This is a genomic window from Halobellus litoreus, from assembly GCF_024464595.1.
In the GTDB taxonomy this organism is placed as follows: domain Archaea; phylum Halobacteriota; class Halobacteria; order Halobacteriales; family Haloferacaceae; genus Haloquadratum; species Haloquadratum litoreum.
Genome location: NZ_JANHAW010000003.1, coordinates 200,250 through 218,321, shown reverse-complemented (window position 1 = coordinate 218,321; position 18,072 = coordinate 200,250). Strand labels below are relative to the sequence as shown.

The following is an 18,072-nucleotide window of genomic DNA, read 5'->3' as shown; positions in this document are numbered from 1 at the left end:
GATCAGCGTCGAAACTCGAATTCGTTGGCTCCCGGCGACGCCGTCAGTCGCAGGGTGCGGTCGTCCGCGGACGGCTCGTCAGTCCGCCACGTGCCGGGGGTCGAGGCGTAGAGCGTCATCGGTTCGTCGGCGTCGAGCATCACCGAGAGCGTTCCGTCGGCCCAGTTCGCGGCGGTCACCTGCGACGCCCCGTTCGCGAGGTGGGCCGCGCCGACGAGCGTCGGCCGGGACTCGGTCGGCGCGGGCGCGCAGTGGACCAGGAGGCAGCCGTGCGGGTCGACCTCGCGCTCGACCGGCCCGGCGTGGAGCCGCCGCGAGCCGTCGTCGGGCGCGAGCGCCTCCCACGCCAGCCCGTCGCCAGCACCGTCGATATCGACGTACGCGGCGGGATCGACGCGCACCCGACGCGCCTCGTCTTCCCAGTTGAATGCCGCGACGGCGGCCGCCCCGTCGGCGGCGCGCTCGCAGACGACTCGTTCGGGGAACTCACGCTCTCCGAAGTCGTCGACTCGGCCGTCCGCGACGGGCGGCAGTGAGCGTTCGAACAGCCGTCGGCCTCCCTCGTCGATCTCGCTCACGGCGTCGCTGAGAAAGTTCGAGCCGCCCGTGAGCGCGACCAGCGCCGCGAAGGATTCACGTTCGGCGGCGGTGAGCTCGGTCGTCTCGCGGACGAGTTGGCAGTCGGGGTCGTTCGCCCAGAGCCGCCGGTGGCAGAACTGCCGGTTGAGGACGTTCCGGACGGCGTTCTCGTGCGCCGGCTGGCTGGCGCTGTCGCCCTCGCGCCGCCAGTACGGCGCGGTGTCGGGCCCGACGCGCATCGCGTCGACGAGGCCGACGCTCGGGAAGCCGGGCGCGCCGCAACCGAGGACGAACGCGTCGCCGACGGCGTCCCGGACCGTTTCGAGCCCCCGCCGATACGCCTCCGCGCGCGTCACGTCGGCGTAGCGGTCGCCGGGCAGCGCCGCGGCGTAGAGGAAGTCGAGTTTGAGGTACTCGAAGCCCCACTCCTCGACGACGGTCTCGAACGTCTCGGTGAGCCAGGCGGCGACCTCGGGGTGCGTCGCGTCGAGCGCGTACATCGGCCCGTGGCGTGCGCCGGCGTCCACCGGCTCACCGTCCTCGGTGACGAGCCACTCGGGGTGCTCGCCGGCGAGGCGGGAGTCGGCCTGGACGTAGAACGGCGCGAGCCAGAGACCCGGCTCGTAGCCCGCGGCCTCGACGTCCGCGCGCAGGTCCGCCATCGACTCGAACCCCGCCGCGAGCGTGCGCCAGTCGCCGAACGCCGTCTCGTAGCCGTCGTCGATCTGCACGTGGTCGATGTCGACGCCCCAGTCGTCGAGGTCGGCCGCGTTTTCGCGCACGTCGTCGGCGGTGACGTCCGTGAAGTAGTGGTACCACGAGCACCACCCGGTCGGAACCGACTCGGGGACACGCGCGTCCATCCGGTCGCCGACGGCGTCGGCGAGGTCGGTCAAGGCGTCCGAGACCGGTCGCCCCGCATCGATTCGGAGCGTCGCGCTCTCGCGGCGGTCGCCCGGCGCGAGTTCGACGCCGTCGAGCGGGCATATCGCGGTGATTGCTGTCTCTCCGGACGCGGTGTCGGTCCGCAGATCGAACCGCGTCAGGGAGGCGTCGTGTTCCAAGAAGCCGAGCGTCAATTCGCCGGGGGCACCCGCCAGCGCCGTGACGGCGTGGCTCGTCGTCGCGTCGCCCGGCGCGGCGAGATCGACCATCTGGGGTCTGTCAGCCTGCTTCTCGTCGGGGAAGGACTCGTCGAGGCGCAGCGTCGCGGTCGGCGTCCACGACTGATAGCCGTGGACGAACGCCCGGTCGGCTGGGCCGAACGGCGTCGTCCCGTCGAGGACGTCGATCGCCTGGAGTCGAATCGGGTCCGTCGAGCAGTTCTCGATGGTAACGGTTACGTCTACGGCGCCGTGGTCTCTGTCGTCGAATCCGGCACCGACAGCCGAGAGCGACACGTCGACGTCGAGAGCGTCGCTCGCGTCCGCTCCGCCTGCGAGACGGACGCCGACACGCCCCGAAAAGAGCGCGGTCGATCCCTCCTCGTCGACGGTTTCGACCCCGAGCCGATCGGTTTCGTCGTCGTGCTCGACGACCGTCGCGTCGGTGGCGACTCGCGTCACTCCGACTCCTCCGGCCCGCTTCCAACGCCTGAGTCAGTCTGCCGCCGCGCCCGGTAGTCCGGGAGCGTCCCGTCCTGCATCACGGCCGAGCGGCCGCCGTCGACGAGGAGGTTCGCGCCCGTGACGAACCCGGCCTCGTCGCTCGCGAGGAAGGCGACCGCCGCGGCGATGTCTTCCGGTTTCCCGAGACGGCCGACCGGGTGGATCGACTCGGTCTCGCGGCGCTCGGCCTCGCTCATCTCCGCGAGCGTGCGCTCGATGGCGACCCAACCCGGATTGACCGTGTTGACTCGGATTCGTGGACCTAAATCCAGCGCCATCGCCCGCGTCATCCCGTTGATGCCCGACTTGACGGCGTTGTACGGGAACATCTCCGGCATCGTCAGGAACGCGTGGTTCGAGGAGGTGTTGACGATCGCGCCCTCGTCCATCCGCGCCGCGGCCTCCTTCGCGCAGAGCCAGAAGGCCCGGAAGTCCGTCTCGACGACGAACTCCCAGTCCTCCATCGTCGCCTCCGCGACGCCGGTGTTCGTCTCGACGCCGGCGTTGTTCACGAGCACGTCGAGGCCGTCGTAGGCGTCGACGGTCGCCTCGAACAGGGCGGCGATGTCGTCCGGGTCCCGCATGTCCGCGCGGACGAAGACGGCCTCGCCGCCCTCGTCTTCGATGTCGGCGACGGTCGCCTCGCCGGCCTCGCGGGTGCGTCCCGTGACGACGAGGCTCGCGCCCTCGCGGGCGAGTCGCTTCGCGACTCCCGCGCCGATGCCGCGCGTGGATCCGGTGACGACGGCCACGCTGTCGGCGAATCGCTCCATCGGCACGGTCACCACTCCGCGACGCTGCCGTCCTCGTGTCGCCAGACGGGGTTGTGCCAGTCGACCTCGTCGGTGACTTCGCGGACGCGCCGCTCGTCGATCTCGATCCCCAGTCCGGGATCGGTCGGCAGTTCGACGTACCCGTCGCGGTACTCGAAGACCGAGGGGTCAGCGAGGTAGTCGAGGACGTCGCTCCCCTCGTTGTAGTGGATGTCGAGGCTCTGCTCCTGGATGAGAACGTTCGGCGAACAGGCGTCGACCTGCACGCACGACGCCAGCGCGATCGGCCCGAGCGGGCAGTGCGGGGCCATCGCGACGTCGTAGGCCTCGGCCATCCCGACGATCTTCTTGACCTCCGTGATGCCGCCGGCGTGAGAGAGGTCCGGCTGAATGACGTCGACCGCGCCGTCCTCGAAGACCTCCTTGAAGTCCCAGCGGGAGTACATCCGCTCGCCCGTCGCGATGGGCGTCGTGGTGTGTTCCGCCAGTTCCGGGAGGCAGTCGTTGTGTTCGGGCAACACGGGCTCCTCGATGAACATCGGGTCGTACGGTTCCAGCGCCTTCGCGAGGCGTTTGGCCATCGACTTCGAGACGCGACCGTGGAAGTCGACGCCGATGTCGACCTCCGGGCCCACGGTCTCTCTGACCGTCGCGAGGCGCTCGCGCGCGGCGTCGACCGCGCCCGGGTTGTCGATCCGCCGGAGTTCGGCCGTCGCGTTCATCTTCAGGGCGCTGAACCCCTCGTCGACCTTCTCCTGGGCGGCCTGGGCGACGCCCTCGGGGCGGTCGCCGCCGACCCACTGATAGACGCGGACGCGGTTCCGCGCCCGTCCGCCGAGCAGTTCGTAGATCGGCGCGCCGAACTGCTTCCCCTTGAGGTCCCACAGCGCCTGATCGATGCCGGCGATGGCCGACATCAGGACCGGCCCGCCGCGGTAGAACCCGCCGCGGTACATCGTCTGCCAGTGGTCCTCGATCGGCGTCGGGTCTTCGCCGAGGAGGTAGGTGTCGAGCAGTTCCTCGACGGCGGCTTCGACCGTTCGGGCGCGCCCCTCGACGACGGGCTCGCCCCAGCCGACGCGGCCGTCGCTCGTTTCGATCCGGAGGAACAGCCAGCGCGGGGGCACCTGATAGAGGTCGTAGTCGACGATCCGCATTACTCGACCACCTCCTCGACCTGGTCGCCGTCGGCGCTCGATCCCGAGTCCGTCCCGGACGTCGCGCCCTCGCGGTTCGGAATCGCTCCGTCTTGGTCCGGGACATCGCCGTCGCGCTTCGTCTTGAGCGACGCGCCCGTCTCGGGGTCAAAGAGGTACAGCGCGGACTCCGCGAAGGAGAACGACACCGTCTCGTCGGTCCCGGGGCGCTTCGTCGGGTCGATCCGAGCCGTGATCTCCTGGTCGCCGAGTGTAGCGTACAGGAAGTTCTCGTTGCCCATCGGTTCGAGGACGTTCGCCGTCATCTCGATGCCCTCGTCGACGAGGGTGATGTCCTCGGGGCGGATCCCGACGCGGACGCTGTCGAGACCGTCCACGGGGGAGGCGTCCGAGAGGTGATACGTGAACGCACCGGGGCCGTCGAGTCGCGCGCCGTCGACCGTCGCGTCGAAGACGTTGATGCTCGGCGATCCGATGAAGTCGGCGACGAACTCGTTGACGGGCGTGCGGTACACCTCTTCGGCGCTGCCGACCTGCTGGAGCGTCCCGCCGTCCATCACGGCGATTCTGTCGCCCATCGCCATCGCTTCGGTCTGGTCGTGTGTCACGTACACCGTGGTCACGTCGAGGTCGTGCTGCAGCGTCTGCAGCTCCGTCCGCATCTGCGAGCGGAGCTTCGCGTCGAGGTTCGACAGCGGTTCGTCCATCAGGAACACCTCGGGATCGCGGACGATCGCCCGCCCGAGCGCGACCCGCTGTTGCTGGCCGCCGGAGAGCTCCTTCGGCTTCTGACTGAGCAGGTCCTCGATGCCCAGCATCTCGGCGACGTCTTCGACCTGCTCGTCGATCGCCGCCGCGGTCTGCTGCGTCGAGAGCTTCAGCCCGAATCCGATGTTCTTTCGGACGTTCATGTGCGGGTAGAGCGCGTAGTTCTGGAACACCATCGCTACGTCGCGGTCGCGGGCGCGGAGGTCCGTCACGTCGCGATCGCCGAACGTGATCGTACCGCTCGTGACGTCTTCCAACCCGGCGATGCAGCGGAGCGTGGTCGTCTTCCCACAGCCCGAGGGGCCGACCAGAACGAGGAACTCGCCGTCTTGGATCTCCAGATCGACGTCTTCGACCGCGACGATTTTCCCCTCGCTGTCGCCGAACTCCTTTCGTACCGTATCGAGTGTTATTCCTGACATAAGTTACTCCTTGACAGAGCCCGCGAGGATCCCGCTGACGAACTGTTTCTGCAAGAACAGGAACAGCACGAAGATCGGGATGATCGAAAGCGTTGCGGCGACCATAATCTGGTCGTAGTAGACGCGCTGTGCGCCGACGAGCTGGTTGATCGCGACGGGGATCGTGTACTTGCCCTGATCGAGGATGACCAGCGGGAACAGAAAGAGGTTCCACTGGAACAGAAAGAGGATGATCGAGAGGGCCGCCAGCGACGACTTCATCGTCGGCAGCGCGATCTTGTAGTACAGTTGGAACTCCGTCGCACCGTCCATCCGCGCGGACTCCAAGAGCGCGTCGGGGATCGAGCGCATATTCTGTCGCATCAGGAAGATCCCGAGCGGGTTCGCCAGCCACGGGAGGATGATCGCCCAGTAGCTGTTGGTCAGCCCGATCTGACTCATCAGTAGGAACAGCGGAATGACGAGCAGTTGAATCGGGAGAATCAGCGTCGCCAGGATGGCGTAGAAGATCGGTTTCTTGAACCGGAACTCGTACTTCGCGAAGGCGAAGCCGGCCATCGAGCACAGCAGCAGCGACAGGATCGTGTACACGCCGGCGACGAAGATGCTGCTCTCGATCGCGCCCATGTTCCAGAGGTTCCAGAAGTCGTAGGCGATGTAGATTGGGCCGAGTTCGATGTACTGCGTCATCTCGCCGACGTGCCCGACGAACTGGACGTTCTCGCGGGCCTGCAGCGCCCCGAAGTTACCGAGGAAGCTGTCGCCCGGGATCAGCGTCGGATCCGTCGACGAGAGGAACTCCGATTCCTTGAGCGTCGAGGCGACGAAGATCCAGTACAGCGGGACGAGCGTCACCACGGCGCCGAGTAGGATGAAGCCGTAGGTGAGGAACTGCCAGACGGCCTCCCGCCGGGTTTCCTCACGCATCGCTCTCACCCCCGACGTTGAGCTGAACGGCCGAAAAGACGCTCACGATGGCGATGAGGACGTACGTGAGCGCGCTCGCGTACCCGAGCCGGAAGTCGATGAAGGCCGTCTGGTAGATGTACTGCACGATGGTGATCGTCGAGTCCAGCGGCGCGCCGCCGCCGTTGATGATGACGGGCTCGCTGAACAGTTTGAACGTCCCGATCGTCGAGGTGACGAACACGAACAGCAGCACGGGTCGGAGCTGCGGTATCGTGACGTATCGGAACTTCTCGATCCGGTTCGCCCCGTCGATCTCGGCTGCCTCGTAGAGCTGCTGGGGAATGTTCTGAAGCCCCGCGAGCAGGATGATCATATTGTAGCCCGTCCACCGCCAGGTGACGGCCCCGACGATGGTCATCCGCGACCAGAACGAACTGGTCAGCCAGGGGATCGCGGGCAGTCCCAGCGAGGTCAACACGTAGTTGACCAGCCCGGCGTCCTGCATCATCAGGAGAAACACCGTCGAGTAGGCGACGAGGTTCGCGGAGACGGGGAGCGCGAGGACGGTCCGGAAGACGCCGCGAAGCTTCACGAACGACGCGTCGAGCGCGACGGCGAAAAGCAGCGCGAGCGCCACCATCAGCGGCACCTGCACCAGGAGGATAAACGTCGTGTTGAACATCGCCTGGTGGAACAGCGTGTCCGTGAACATCCGAACGTAGTTTTCGAGACCGACGAACTGCAGGTCCGCGATACTCGTCAGTCGGTAACTGAAAAAGCCGGTGTCGATCCACAGTAACGTCTCGCCGCCGACCCCCTCGAATCTGAAGAACGAGAGGTAGAACGTGTAGACGATCGGGAACGCCAGGAACACGCCGAAGAGGAGAAACGCCGGCAGCAGGAACACGTAGCCGACGATGCCCTCCCCGGGTGTCGGCAGCCGCTCGCCGACCGCCTGTCGCGCGAAGCGCAGGCGGTCCCGGAGCGACGGATCCGGTCCCGAGAGAGAGTCGTGAGTGGCCATCGGTCGTCCTCAGGCCAGATCGCGGTCGGTTCGATCGACCACCTGTTGTGCGGCCGCGTCGACCGCCTCTTTCGGCGTCTTGTCGCCGGCCATCATATCGCGGAAGTGGGTGTTGATCGCCTGCGTGACCTCCGGCGTGTCGACGGTGTACCGGTACGGCTCGATGTTCGGTGCGATCTCCGCGTAAATGCGACCCGCCTCCTGTCCGCCCAGGAACTCGTTGGGCTGGTCGTAGGCCTCGGAGTCGTACGTCGTCTCCAGCGCCGGGAACAGCCCGTACTCGCGGTACATCGTGAGCTGACTCTCCTCGCGGCCCAGGGCGTAGGACATAAAGTCCCACGCGCGCTTGGCCTTCTCGTCGGAGATCTGCGCCGGGATCGTCAGGTTCGAACCGCCCCAGTTCGTGGCGCGCGGTCCGCCGGACTCGACTGCCGGCGGCTTGAAGACGCCCCACTGGCCGGACGTGTCGCCGAGTTCGGCCTTCAGGGTGCCTTCCATCCACGCGCCCGCCGTGAGGCTCGCGGTGGTGCCGTCGCCGAACGCGGTGAACCAGCCCGAAGACCACGACGCGAGGTCGTTCGCGATGCCGGAATCGCGGATCTCCTTCAGGATGCGCGCGACCTGGAGGCTCTTGTCGGAGGCGATGTTGACCGCGCCGTTCGCGGTGAACGGCTGGCCGCCGATCTGTCGGTACATCATCCGCCAGAGCCCGTCGTAGTCGTTCGAGGGGAGGTTGAGGAGGTACTGGTCGTCGGGGAGTTTCTGCCCCTCCTCGATGTACTGGTCCCAGGTCTCGACGCTGCTGACGTCGATGTCGTACTCGTCGAGCACGTCGCGTCGGTAGAAGGTCACCACGGGGCCGATGTCCCACGGGAGCGCGTACGTGCCGCCGTCCTTCTCGAGCGGTCCCCACTTGCCCTCGACGAAGTCGCCCTTGATTCCGGAGTCTTCCAGCCACCCGGAGATGTCGCGGAGGCCGCCCGTGTCGACCCAGGAGGCGGCGTCGACGCTCTCCATCATCGACGCGGCCGGGGCGCCGGTCCCCGAGAGCAGCCGCGATTTGAACCGGTCTTTCAGGTCTGAGCGGCCGATCTGGTTGATCGAGACGTCGCCGCCGTTGGCCTCCTCGTAGGGGTCGTCGATGAGGTCCATCGCCCGCGCCGCCACGTCCCAGCCCCACACTTCCGCCGATCCCGCGAGCTGCGACTGCGGCGTCGACGTCGACGTCGAACCGCCGGAGTCGGTACTGCCACCGCCCGACTGCGTCGTCTCCGTCGGCTCGGGGTCACCCGTGCCGACACACCCTGCCAGTCCCGCGAGACCCGCGATTCCAGCACCTTTGAGAACCGTTCGCCGTCCGACCGAGCGTCCATCATTATTTGTCATACCGAAGCTCACGTACAACATACGAAATTGTAAACTTAAATCTTTGGAATAAATCATCGTAAAAGGGCTTCACAAGCCCTCTAGACGCGTTTTCAGTAGATAGTGGATGTGTATTCATAACAAATCCGTTTATCGATAGTGAACAAGAGTAGGCTCATCAAAACAGCCAATATCGACTCTTTGAACCCCTCAATGAGTTGGTTTCGGTTCGATGAATAGTCGTCCACGAGACCGTCATCATTTATCACCACTAACAAATTTCGTTTTTCCATACTGAACAGTATTTAAGTGGATCCGGCCCAGACAGCAGATTGTGACCGAGTATCCAGTCGGTGCGACCTACACGACCGGTCGCATCGTCCACGCACTGGACGACGGGCGGGAGGCCGGCGTCACGGAACTCGCCGAGGAGTTGGACCTGTCGAAGGCGTCGGTGCACAATCACCTCGTCACGCTGAAACGGTTGGGGGTGGTCGTCTCCACGGACGGTCGATACCGTCTCGGACTGCGGTTTCTCGACCTCGGGATGAACGTCCGGGAGGGGATGCCCCTGTACCGAGTCGCCCGATCCGAACTCACGGGGCTCGCAGAATCGACCGGCGAGTCGACGGCGCTGGTCGTGGCCGAACGCGGACAGGCGGTCTACGCCGCCGTGGAGGACGCCGACCGGAACGACCGACGGGTTCGACTCGGGAGTCGACTGCCGCTACACGCGACCGCGTCGGGGAAGTTACTCCTCGCTTACCGGTCGCGGGAGGCGGTCGAAGACTACGTGGAGACGCACGGCCTCGACCGCCTGACCGATCGGACGATCCAATCACGGCCCGACCTTCGCACCGAACTCCGCTCGATCACCGACCGCGGCCTGGCGTTCGACCGGGGAGAAGTGTTCGAGGATATGCGTGCGGTTGCCGCTCCCATTAGACGCGAAGACCGAACTGAGGCACTCGCGGGCGCGCTCGCGGTGTTAGGACCCGCGGAGCGACTGTCCGGAAAGCGCCTCGAGGAGGACCTCCCCGGGCTGGTTCTCAGTGCGGCCAAGCGAATCGAACTCGACCTCGCGGAGTGACGCTGTCGGTTCTTTGTTCGCTATTACCAAACAGTTTGGTCCGAGGATTTTTTGTTCGGTGATAGCAAACAGCTTTCGGCGCGCTCGAACCGTTCGTCGGTCAGTTTATCAGCGTCTCCCGATAGTGGTCCCGTATGAGTTCACAGCGACACGCGGACCTCGAACGAATGCTGGACACGGGCATCGTCGGCATTCTCCGGGGGGTGCCCGCTGAAAAGACCGTCGAGGTCGCCGGGGCGCTCGCCGATGGCGGCGTCGACGTGATCGAGGTGACGGCCGACACGGACGGCGCGCTCGATACCGTCGCTCGTCTCTCCGCCGCGTTCGACCGCTCGGAGGTGCTCGTCGGAGCGGGAACGGTGCTCGACAGCGAGACCGCGGGTGCGGCGCTGCGGGCGGGCGCGGAGTTCGTGGTCACACCCAGTTTCGACGCCGAGGTCGTCCGCACGTGCAACCGGTACGGGGCCGTCGTCGCCCCCGGCGTTATGACGCCGACCGAGGCCGTCAACGCGTACGAAGCGGGAGCTGACGTCCTGAAAGTATTCCCGGCTTCGACGCTCGGTCCCGGGCACATCGGGAGTCTGAAGGGACCGCTCGAACACCTTCCGCTGCTCCCGACCGGCGGAGTCTCGCTCGACAACGTCGAGGCGTTCGTCGAGGCCGGGGCCGACGGCGTCGGCGTCGGGAGTTCGCTCGTCGATAGCGACGCCGTCGCCGCCGGCGACTACGAGGTGTTGACCGACCGAGCGGCGGCGTTCCGGGAAGCGGTCGAGAGCGCGCGGGAGTGATCCGCCGACCGAACGGTCCCTCGGACGGGGCCCGTCGAAAATCCAGTCGCCGTGCTGCCGAAGGTCCGCCCGCGGGTTCCGCACCACCGGTGCGTCGTGAGTCCTCGACGGCTCGCCCCGGTGGTGCTAGCCCGGGCAGTCACCCGGTTCAGGCGACGCCGCAAGACGAGTCCGAGTTCTGATAGTAATTCGTCTCACGGCGGCGGAGAAACCGTTCGTCAGAAATCCCATATGCTTTCGTCTGAGACGGCTACCGCGAGTATTAGGCCATTGACGAAACGATTTTTAGGCGGTGCGAAAAATTGTTTTGGTATTGATAAATTATAAGTGAATGGCGCACGTAGGAGAAGCTGAGATGAACACAGAAAAGCAGATCCAGCAACAGGCGGGAACGGTCGAAGAGAACTCGCTGCGCCTCGAGACCGAAAAGGCCGAACAGATCGTCGACGCGCTGAACACCGATCTCGCGGACGCGTACGTCCTGTACCATCAGCTCCACAAGCACCACTGGAACGTCGAGGGGGCGGAGTACCTCCCGATCCACGAGTTCCTCCAAGAGATCTACGAGGACGTCGAGGACGCCGCTGACGAACTCGCCGAGCGGCTCCAGGCGCTCGGCGGCGTTCCGCATGCGGGGATGACGGCACTCGCGGAGAACGCGACGGTCGAACCCGAGGACGAGGACGTCTACGACGTTCGAACGTCGCTCTCGAACGACCTCGAGATGATGGGCGACATCATCGAGAGCTACCGGCAGCACATCGAACTGGCCGCCGGGCTCGGGGACCACGCGACCGCCCAGATACTCCGCGAGCAACTTGAGACGATCGAGGAACACGCCCACCACGTCGAACACTACCTCGAAGACGACACGCTCGTCGTCGACTCGGCGACGAAATAACCCCGTCGGCCCCTGCCGCTGCGGCGATCTAGCGGACGTCGGGTGCCGTTTCGTCCGTGCGTCCGGGCAGTTCCAGTTCTATTTCGAGTTCCGGTTCGCCGGTGCCGTCGAAGTCGATTTCGAGGTCGATCGGCTCGCCGAACGCGAACGGCAGTTCCCACTCGTCGGTCACGAGCCGGAGGTCGTCGCCGTCGCGGAGCTGTTCACCGAGATCGATCAAAAACGCCCCAGCCTCGCTCGCGTCGAGGCGGTACTCCTCCTCGAAATTACGCCCGGGACGGATCGTCGTCCGGTCCGCGTCCGGTGATGAATCCGATTCCGCCTCGACCGTTTGTTCCGATTCCGTCTCGACGTCGGATTCCGATTCCCGCTCTGGGTCCGCGCCCGTCTCGGAGTGGTCTGGTGTGTCAGTCATAGTCGTCACCGACAGACGTCGACGGCCAGGTCGCTGGCGATCCATCCGTCCGTGTTGTCGGCCTCGATGAAGACGGACCGACTCGGGTGGCTTTCACAGACGGTTATCGACGGTGTGCGATCGGCTTCGGACGCCGAAAGCGAATCCGTGCGTGACTGGGTGCTTGCGGGCATTAGTTTGATTTAGGTGGGCCTAAATAAAAATGGTGCGGTCCGTGCTCCGGGTCGCTGACGACCGCTATTCGCGCTCGTTCCGCTGGAGCGGGAGGATCGAAGCGCCGTCCGCATCAACGTCGTCGAGATCCTCGGACACCAGTTCGAGGAGCCGTTCGGCCACCGCGGGCCGGAGCAGGGGCGCGATTTCCATCGCCTCCCGCTCGTGCTCGTCGAGTTCGAGGACAGTGCGAAAGAACCACGAGAGCACGACGTAGGTCTCGTGAAGCTCCCGCGCCCGTTCCCGACCGGCCTCGGTGAGTGTGGATCCCTCGTACGGTTCGTGCGTGAGCAGATCATCGGCTGCCAACCGTTGGAGCATCTCGGTGGCCGCCGAGGGAGACCGGTCGAGCCGCTCCGCGAGGCGGCCGGGCGAAACCGGCGACGACGAACGGTGTCCTTCGATGTACAGCGCGAGGAGGTACTGGGCCTTTCGCGTCACGGGTCTCGACGAGGAGTCAGACCACCTCGGGCGCGACCGAGCACGCCCGCGCGTCGGTTCGGATCGCCTCCCTGACGGGAGCGAACTCGACGGACCATCCGCGCTCTCGATCGATCGGAGCGGCCGAGACCGGAATCCACTCGCGGCCGCGACGGTGGAGTTCGACGACCACGGGAAGCAACGGGAGGCGATCGGCGTGTCGTGCGAGCGCGTACTCGGTCAGTTCGACCTGACGAAGGGCGGTTCCAGAGTCCTCTGTGCGACGGTTTCGGTACCTCTCGATGATCCCGAGCGCCCGGAGCCGCGAGAACGCCCCGTCGACGGGGGTCTGTCCCGCAGTCCGGAAACCGTCGCCGTCTGCGTCCAGTCGATCCGCCGCCGCCGACAGGACCCGCGCCTGATCGACCGGAGGTAGGCCGGTGGCGATTTCGGCGGCCATACACTCCAGCAGGCGGAGACAGAGGCCGTCTGGACTCGAACACCGCTCTGCGAACTCGAAGTACGCGTCCATCACGGCCGACTCGACCGCCTCGTGGCCGCGGGCGGAGAGCGTCTCGAACACGGTCGCCGCGACGCAGTGACAGAACTCGACGAGCGTGCGGTCCGAACCGGTCGTCCGGGTGACTATCGGCTCCGTGAGCGTCCACTCGGTCGCTCCGCTATCGCGACAGCGGGAGTGCTCGCCGCTCCGTGACCCGGCCCCGCATTCCACCGAGCGTTCTTGACAGACGACGACGTCGTAGTATGGGAGTCGCGGATCGTACCGCCGGAGCGCGGCCCGGTAGCGCTCCGTCATCCGTGCGGCCACGCGCGCCGTCTCGCGGCTCTCGAACCGCAGCCCGGTCGAGGGGACGGGTGGGTCGCCGTAGCGTGCACACACGAGGTAGTACTCGCCGGTCTCGCTCGCCAGTTCGGTGATTCGTTTCCGGATGTCGCGCAGCGTGGTCCCGATCATCTTCGCGAGTCACCGACGGAGAGCGATCGGCGCCATATCCGCGTATTGGGAGAGCACGGTCTCGGGGAAAACGTCAAACGCCACGGATCGCATCGCGTCGATTCGCCCCGTTCCGTCTCGGTTGTTTCGTGGTCCATCGGCTCTCAGTTCACCGTCTGACCGTCACCGGCCGCTCGGCGGCGATGAACGGTTCTTCACCGTCGGCGGCGAACGCGAGTCCCCCGCAGTCAGATCGACACACGCGCCAGGCGGGCAGTTCCGGAATCCCGTACTCGTCCGGCGTCCCGTATCGAGCCGCGATCAGCCACGTTCGCGCCCGCATCGTCAGCGACCTCCTCGGCCTGCTCCCGCGATACGCGGACGGTCGGCCGCCAGTTCCGTGACCGAACGCGTCAGCCGCGGTCGCTGATAGCCGATCGCCCGTCGGTTCGTCGAGTCGCGCTGGACCGCCGTACGCTCGGCGATGTCGATATCCTCGTCGCGGGGGGTCGCTCTTGCCTGTCTCGGCGTGTCGCTACCCATAATTTTAGGCTAGCCTAAAAATATATAATTGTTCTTGTTTTAGGTCAGCCAAAACGTGCGGAAATCGCGACGGCTAGATAGACATCTGTCAGTTACCAGCCGCCCCAGTCAGCCGTCGATATCGACACGCGTCGGTGGCCACCAGGTGCCGCTTCGGACCACAGGTACGAGTCAGTGCGGATTAGGCCGACCTAAAAATATAAAAACGTGCCGATTTAGCTGTCTGGTTCACTGGTCGAGGCGACAGATTCGACACGCGAAGAAACGGAGCTGAGGTCGACGAGAGACGATCGCTAGGTGTCGTCCGTCGACGCCGTCGTGAGCCGGACAGACTCGCGGCGGAACCCGTCGTCGGTCCAGCGCCACGAACCCAGGAACGGGTATCCGTCGAAGGCGAAAATGGCGTACGAGTACCCGGGCCACGTCGCCCGGGCGGCGTCCGTTTCGCTCGGTCGAGGCGGTCCCGTCGGATGGGTGTGATAGAATCCGACGACATCGTGACCGTCAGCTTCGACGGACTCGATCGCCGCCAACTGGGTTTCGGAGTCCATCGCGTACCGGATCTGCGGCGTCTCGGCCACGTTGTCGACCTGCCGGATCGCACGGACGACGCTCTCGTCGTCCCCGTATGCGCCGGCGAGGACGCCACAGATCTCCTCGTCGCCGCCTTCGTAGCCCTGGTGAACGATCTCGTCGTAGAGCTCCCTCCGAAGAGTGAGCGTCGTCTCGGTCACGCTACGGTCCCCCCGGATGCCACGTCCTCGACGATTCCGAAAGTGCAGACGGAGCGGGTTGTCTGGAGCGACGACTGGCGAGTCAGAGACCCGACAGCGACCTGGGTCGACGACCGGCTGATCGCGGACGCGACGGCGGCGTCGTTCCACTCGACCTCCCCGATGCTGACGGGGGGCTCACCCACCTCCTTCCATCCGGGGTTCCACATAGTCGCTACCAGGGTGGCGGTTGAAATACTCCTTTCGGCTCTCGCGGTCGGTCTCTCTCCCGGTGCGGGTCGACCGAAGGGGGCCGGACCGCTCAGGCGGACAGGCGAACCCGATGTTCGGTACCGTCGCCGGCGCGGTGTTCGAGAACGGTCGCCTCGCCGGTCCGGAGCAGCGCGAACGCTCCCGTCTCCCCCCGGGGATTGCGTCGCTTGTTGAACGAGTCGACCGTGAAGTGCCCGAGGCCGTCGGCGTCGTCGTAGTGCCAGGCGTGGAGGTGGCCGTTCACGACGGCCGCGATCCGATCGGTGGCGGGTTCGAGGATCGCTCTGACTTCTCGCTTGTTGCCGCAGAAGGCCTCTTCGGGGTGCTCGCCGAACCAGTAGTTGTCGTCCACCGGGCGGTAGTGAACGGGGTGGTGGACGAAGACGACGGCGTCGCGGAGGTCCGAGACCGCGTCCGCGAGCGCGTCGAGTTGGGCGGTGTCGACCTCGCCGCGACTCCCGGAGAGCCGCGGGGCCGAGGAATCGAGGTACACGCGGTCCTCGCCGGCGTCGACCCGCCAGCGGTCGGTCCCGACGAGGTCCTCGAAGGCGTCGAGGTCCAGGTGGTCGACGTCGTGGTTCCCCGGGAGGACGCGGTACGGGATCGGCAGGTCGTCGAGTCGGTCGACGAACCGAGCGAGCAGGCGGCGGTCCGCCGTCGGCCCCGCGCCCGCGACGACATCGCCCATGACGATCAGTTCGTCCGGATCGCGTGCGAGGAACCGTTCTGCCGTCTCCTCGAACGCGTCGAACAGCGGGTCGGCGCTGTCGGGGCCGAGGTGGAGATCCGAGACGAGGGCGACGGTTTCGTCGGTCATCTGTCGGCCTCGAAACCGGAGTCGGTCATCGCTCGAACTCCTCGACGGCGATCCCGTAGTACACCGTGTCGATTCCCTCGCCCCTGTCGTCTTCGATCCGGGTGAGGAGTTCGAAGCCGAGTTCCTCGAGCAGGTCGAGGTGGCGGTCGTTCGAATCCCACGTGCGGGTGGTCACGTACGGCTCTCGGAGACCCTCGGGCAGGTCCGTCAGCAGTTCGCGATACAGTTTCCGGGCGTAGCCCTTCCGCCGGTGTTCGGGGGCGACGATGATCGTCGACACGTAATCGGAGGGAGTGCACGCGCCGAGTTCGTCGATCGCGTAGTCGGGGCGGAACGAGAGGAAGCCGACGACCTCGTCGCCGTCGTGAGCCAGGACGAACGACTGGTCGATGCACTGCTCGTAGTACTCGTCGAGCGCGTCGTTTCGCTGCTCGTCGAGGCCGTCCGTCTGTGTCGTGCCCTGCCGGGCCGAGAGCGGCGGCACGAACTCGTCTTCGGCCGCGGCGAGCAAGCGGCGGATGCCGTCTGCGTACGACCGCGGGTCGTCCACGTATTCGACAGTCGTCATCGTTACGCCTCGGTTGGAACCGCGATCACGTATATCCGGTGGACTGTGACGTCGTCGGGGTCGAGCCGTTTGTGGGATCGCTGTTTGAACTGCTCGCGGAAGATCTCCCGCTGGGACTCGCTCTGCAGGCGCTCGCAGTAGGCGTTTAGACTCGCCTCCGCGAAATCGTCGACGATGGTGTCGGGGGCGGTGCCGGTGTCGTCGTTCACCTGTATCGGATCGAACCCGTGCTGTTTCAGCAGGTCGGCCATCTCCTCGGCGTTGTAATAGATGAGATCCTGTGGGGGATTGAGGTTCTCGAAGTAGGTGTCGTAGTCGAAGTCGTTGAGCACCTCCACCGCGACCTGGTGGAGTTCCTTGTACGTGCCCTCGTGGCCCTGGTGGACGGCCAGGAGACCGTCGGCGTCGATCAGTTTCCGGAGGTTGGCGTAGGCCTCGTGTTGGCCCTCGACCCAGTGCATCGCCGTGTTCGAGAAGATCAGGTCGTAGCGGCCGATCTCGTCGTCGGGGCAGTACTTCTCGATCTTCTCGTGTTTGTACTCGATGTCGAGGTGTTCGGGGCTGTGTTCGGTGCGGGCCTTCGCTATGGCAGAGCGGGAGGAGTCGATTCCCAGGATCGATGCGTCGGGATATCGCTCCGCCAGTCGCTCCGTCACCTTGCCGGTCCCGCACCCGACGTCGAGGATGTGATCGGGATCGAACGCCCGGGTCATCGTGGCGGACTGGATGAATCCGAGCAGTTGCACCGACTGCTGTTCCTGGATCGTCGAGTGCTCCTCGTAGCGGTCCGGGTTACGGAACAGCGCCCGGTCGTCGTTGATCCGCTCTAGGCAGGCGTTCGTGAAGTGGTTGAGAAGCGCGCCGTCCATATAGCGCTCGTCCTGGGTGTACGCCTGGGTGAAGGCGTTGAGCGCGTCCTCGTAGTTCTGGTTCGCGAACTCGCGGGTCCCCTCGTTGAACAGGTGGATGTACTTCTCGCTGAACTTCGTCGTATCGCAGAGGTGGAACACGTCGAGGTCGCGGCGGATCCCCCGGAGGCTCTGATCGGGGATCCGCCGAGCGATGTACCCGTCCGGGAGATCGTGGACCGAGCTCGACTGGTACGTCGCCTCGTCGACCAGGATAGACGCGTCGTACTCCTTGCACAGTCCCTCCAGACGGGCCGCGATGTTCACGCTCCGGCCGATGACTGTCGAGTCGATGTCGGCGATCGTGGTCTCGTTGACCGGCCCCGTCGCGATGCCGATACCGACGTTGACCGAACCGAACCGCGGGTCCACGTCGCCCCCGCCGTTCGTGTGCTGGTGAACCGCCGTTGCCGCGTCCAGTGCGTGCTGGCCGGGCGCCTCGCCGCGGAACACGGCCATAATTCCGTCGCCGACGAGTTTGTCGATCACGCCGCCGTGGCCCTCGACCACCTCGCGGACCCGGCCAAAGAGGGTGTCGAGCATCTCGCTGATCTCTTCGTCCCCGTAATTGTCCAGGAGCAGCGTGAAGTTCCGCACGTCGAGAAAGAGCACCGAGACGGGGTTCCCGTCGTCGTCGTCAGACAGCGAGTTCGCAGACATATCCTCGGGGTTTTCGCGCCGTGAGCAAAAGTCATCGGGGTACGTCGCCGGTCGCCGGAGAACTGAAACGCTCGGCAGAATCCCCGGTACCGACCCGGTCGCGTCTGGCCCGCTCTGCAGGATGATAGCATCGCCAGTGGCCGTCATTCGAGGATGAATATATTATTAAAATTGTATATCTGATTGATTATGTTAATTATCAGT

Annotated in this window: 21 protein-coding genes; 3 read left to right on the top strand and 18 right to left on the bottom strand. The window is 65.6% G+C overall.

Going from position 1 to position 18,072, the window contains the following annotated elements; all coding sequences use genetic code 11:
* Positions 1–2: 2 nt before the first annotated feature.
* Genes NO360_RS15370 through NO360_RS15340 form a run of 7 tightly spaced genes read right to left on the bottom strand, consistent with a single transcriptional unit; the run spans position 3 to position 8,646 of the window.
* A complete protein-coding gene (locus tag NO360_RS15370; RefSeq protein WP_256308729.1) occupies positions 3–2,144 on the bottom strand; it encodes a glycoside hydrolase family 36 protein in 2,142 nt (713 codons plus the stop codon).
* Positions 2,141–2,959, bottom strand: coding sequence for an SDR family NAD(P)-dependent oxidoreductase (locus NO360_RS15365; RefSeq protein WP_256308728.1), 819 nt, complete (start codon positions 2,957–2,959; stop codon positions 2,141–2,143). Before NO360_RS15365 ends, NO360_RS15370 begins: the two co-directional genes overlap by 4 nt.
* Positions 2,960–2,967: 8 nt before the next feature.
* A complete protein-coding gene (gene dgoD / locus NO360_RS15360; RefSeq protein ID WP_256308727.1) occupies positions 2,968–4,116 on the bottom strand; it encodes a galactonate dehydratase in 1,149 nt (382 codons plus the stop codon).
* The gene (locus NO360_RS15355) at positions 4,116–5,306 is read right to left on the bottom strand and encodes an ABC transporter ATP-binding protein (protein ID WP_256308726.1); all 1,191 of its coding nucleotides are present in this window, start codon (positions 5,304–5,306) and stop codon (positions 4,116–4,118) included. Before NO360_RS15355 ends, dgoD begins: the two co-directional genes overlap by 1 nt.
* Positions 5,307–5,309: 3 nt before the next feature.
* Positions 5,310–6,233, bottom strand: coding sequence for a carbohydrate ABC transporter permease (locus NO360_RS15350; protein ID WP_256308725.1), 924 nt, complete (start codon positions 6,231–6,233; stop codon positions 5,310–5,312).
* Positions 6,226–7,239, bottom strand: a complete 1,014-nt coding sequence (locus NO360_RS15345; protein WP_256308723.1) for a carbohydrate ABC transporter permease — start codon at positions 7,237–7,239, stop codon at positions 6,226–6,228. Before NO360_RS15345 ends, NO360_RS15350 begins: the two co-directional genes overlap by 8 nt.
* A gap of 9 nt (positions 7,240–7,248) precedes the next feature.
* The gene (locus NO360_RS15340) at positions 7,249–8,646 is read right to left on the bottom strand and encodes an extracellular solute-binding protein (RefSeq protein WP_256308722.1); all 1,398 of its coding nucleotides are present in this window, start codon (positions 8,644–8,646) and stop codon (positions 7,249–7,251) included.
* A gap of 292 nt (positions 8,647–8,938) precedes the next feature.
* On the opposite strand from NO360_RS15340, the gene NO360_RS15335 reads away from it, so the two are divergent.
* The 3 genes from NO360_RS15335 (at position 8,939) to dpsA (ending at position 11,383) form a co-directional block, all read left to right on the top strand.
* On the top strand, positions 8,939–9,694 hold the full coding sequence (locus NO360_RS15335; protein ID WP_256308721.1) for an IclR family transcriptional regulator: 756 nt from the start codon (positions 8,939–8,941) through the stop codon (positions 9,692–9,694).
* A gap of 134 nt (positions 9,695–9,828) precedes the next feature.
* Positions 9,829–10,482 carry a bifunctional 4-hydroxy-2-oxoglutarate aldolase/2-dehydro-3-deoxy-phosphogluconate aldolase gene (locus tag NO360_RS15330; protein WP_256308720.1) on the top strand — a complete coding sequence of 218 codons (654 nt, stop codon included), beginning with the start codon at positions 9,829–9,831 and terminating at the stop codon, positions 10,480–10,482.
* A 355-nt stretch (positions 10,483–10,837) separates the two neighbouring features.
* A complete protein-coding gene (dpsA, locus tag NO360_RS15325) occupies positions 10,838–11,383 on the top strand; it encodes a DNA starvation/stationary phase protection protein DpsA (RefSeq protein WP_256309014.1) in 546 nt (181 codons plus the stop codon).
* Positions 11,384–11,411: 28 nt separating this feature from the next.
* Here the strand turns inward: dpsA and NO360_RS15320 are convergent, their stop codons facing one another.
* The 11 genes from NO360_RS15320 to NO360_RS15270 form a co-directional block, all read right to left on the bottom strand.
* Positions 11,412–11,666, bottom strand: a complete 255-nt coding sequence (locus NO360_RS15320) for an amphi-Trp domain-containing protein (RefSeq protein WP_390282216.1) — start codon at positions 11,664–11,666, stop codon at positions 11,412–11,414.
* A 137-nt stretch (positions 11,667–11,803) separates the two neighbouring features.
* Entirely contained in the window at positions 11,804–11,971 is a 168-nt protein-coding gene (locus tag NO360_RS15315) for a hypothetical protein (RefSeq protein WP_256308718.1), read from the bottom strand.
* Positions 11,972–12,035: 64 nt separating this feature from the next.
* Entirely contained in the window at positions 12,036–12,452 is a 417-nt protein-coding gene (locus tag NO360_RS15310; protein ID WP_256308717.1) for a metal-dependent transcriptional regulator, read from the bottom strand.
* Between the two features lie 16 nt (positions 12,453–12,468).
* Positions 12,469–13,407 carry a DUF7551 domain-containing protein gene (locus NO360_RS15305; RefSeq protein WP_256308716.1) on the bottom strand — a complete coding sequence of 313 codons (939 nt, stop codon included), beginning with the start codon at positions 13,405–13,407 and terminating at the stop codon, positions 12,469–12,471.
* 148 nt (positions 13,408–13,555) lie between these two features.
* A complete protein-coding gene (locus tag NO360_RS15300) occupies positions 13,556–13,729 on the bottom strand; it encodes a hypothetical protein (RefSeq protein WP_256308715.1) in 174 nt (57 codons plus the stop codon).
* A gap of 2 nt (positions 13,730–13,731) precedes the next feature.
* Positions 13,732–13,929: a hypothetical protein gene (locus tag NO360_RS15295; RefSeq protein ID WP_256308714.1), complete on the bottom strand. Its 198-nt coding sequence runs from the start codon at positions 13,927–13,929 to the stop codon at positions 13,732–13,734.
* Positions 13,930–14,222: 293 nt separating this feature from the next.
* A complete protein-coding gene (locus tag NO360_RS15290) occupies positions 14,223–14,663 on the bottom strand; it encodes a desampylase (RefSeq protein WP_256308713.1) in 441 nt (146 codons plus the stop codon).
* Positions 14,660–14,872 carry a hypothetical protein gene (locus NO360_RS15285; protein ID WP_256308712.1) on the bottom strand — a complete coding sequence of 71 codons (213 nt, stop codon included), beginning with the start codon at positions 14,870–14,872 and terminating at the stop codon, positions 14,660–14,662. Before NO360_RS15285 ends, NO360_RS15290 begins: the two co-directional genes overlap by 4 nt.
* A gap of 92 nt (positions 14,873–14,964) precedes the next feature.
* Positions 14,965–15,732 (bottom strand): metallophosphoesterase family protein, encoded by a 768-nt coding sequence (locus tag NO360_RS15280; RefSeq protein ID WP_256308711.1) that lies wholly within the window; start codon positions 15,730–15,732, stop codon positions 14,965–14,967.
* A gap of 25 nt (positions 15,733–15,757) precedes the next feature.
* The gene (locus tag NO360_RS15275) at positions 15,758–16,300 is read right to left on the bottom strand and encodes a GNAT family N-acetyltransferase (RefSeq protein WP_256308710.1); all 543 of its coding nucleotides are present in this window, start codon (positions 16,298–16,300) and stop codon (positions 15,758–15,760) included.
* Positions 16,301–16,302: 2 nt separating this feature from the next.
* Positions 16,303–17,868, bottom strand: a complete 1,566-nt coding sequence (locus tag NO360_RS15270; RefSeq protein WP_256308708.1) for a methyltransferase domain-containing protein — start codon at positions 17,866–17,868, stop codon at positions 16,303–16,305.
* Between the last annotated feature and the right edge of the window lie 204 nt (positions 17,869–18,072).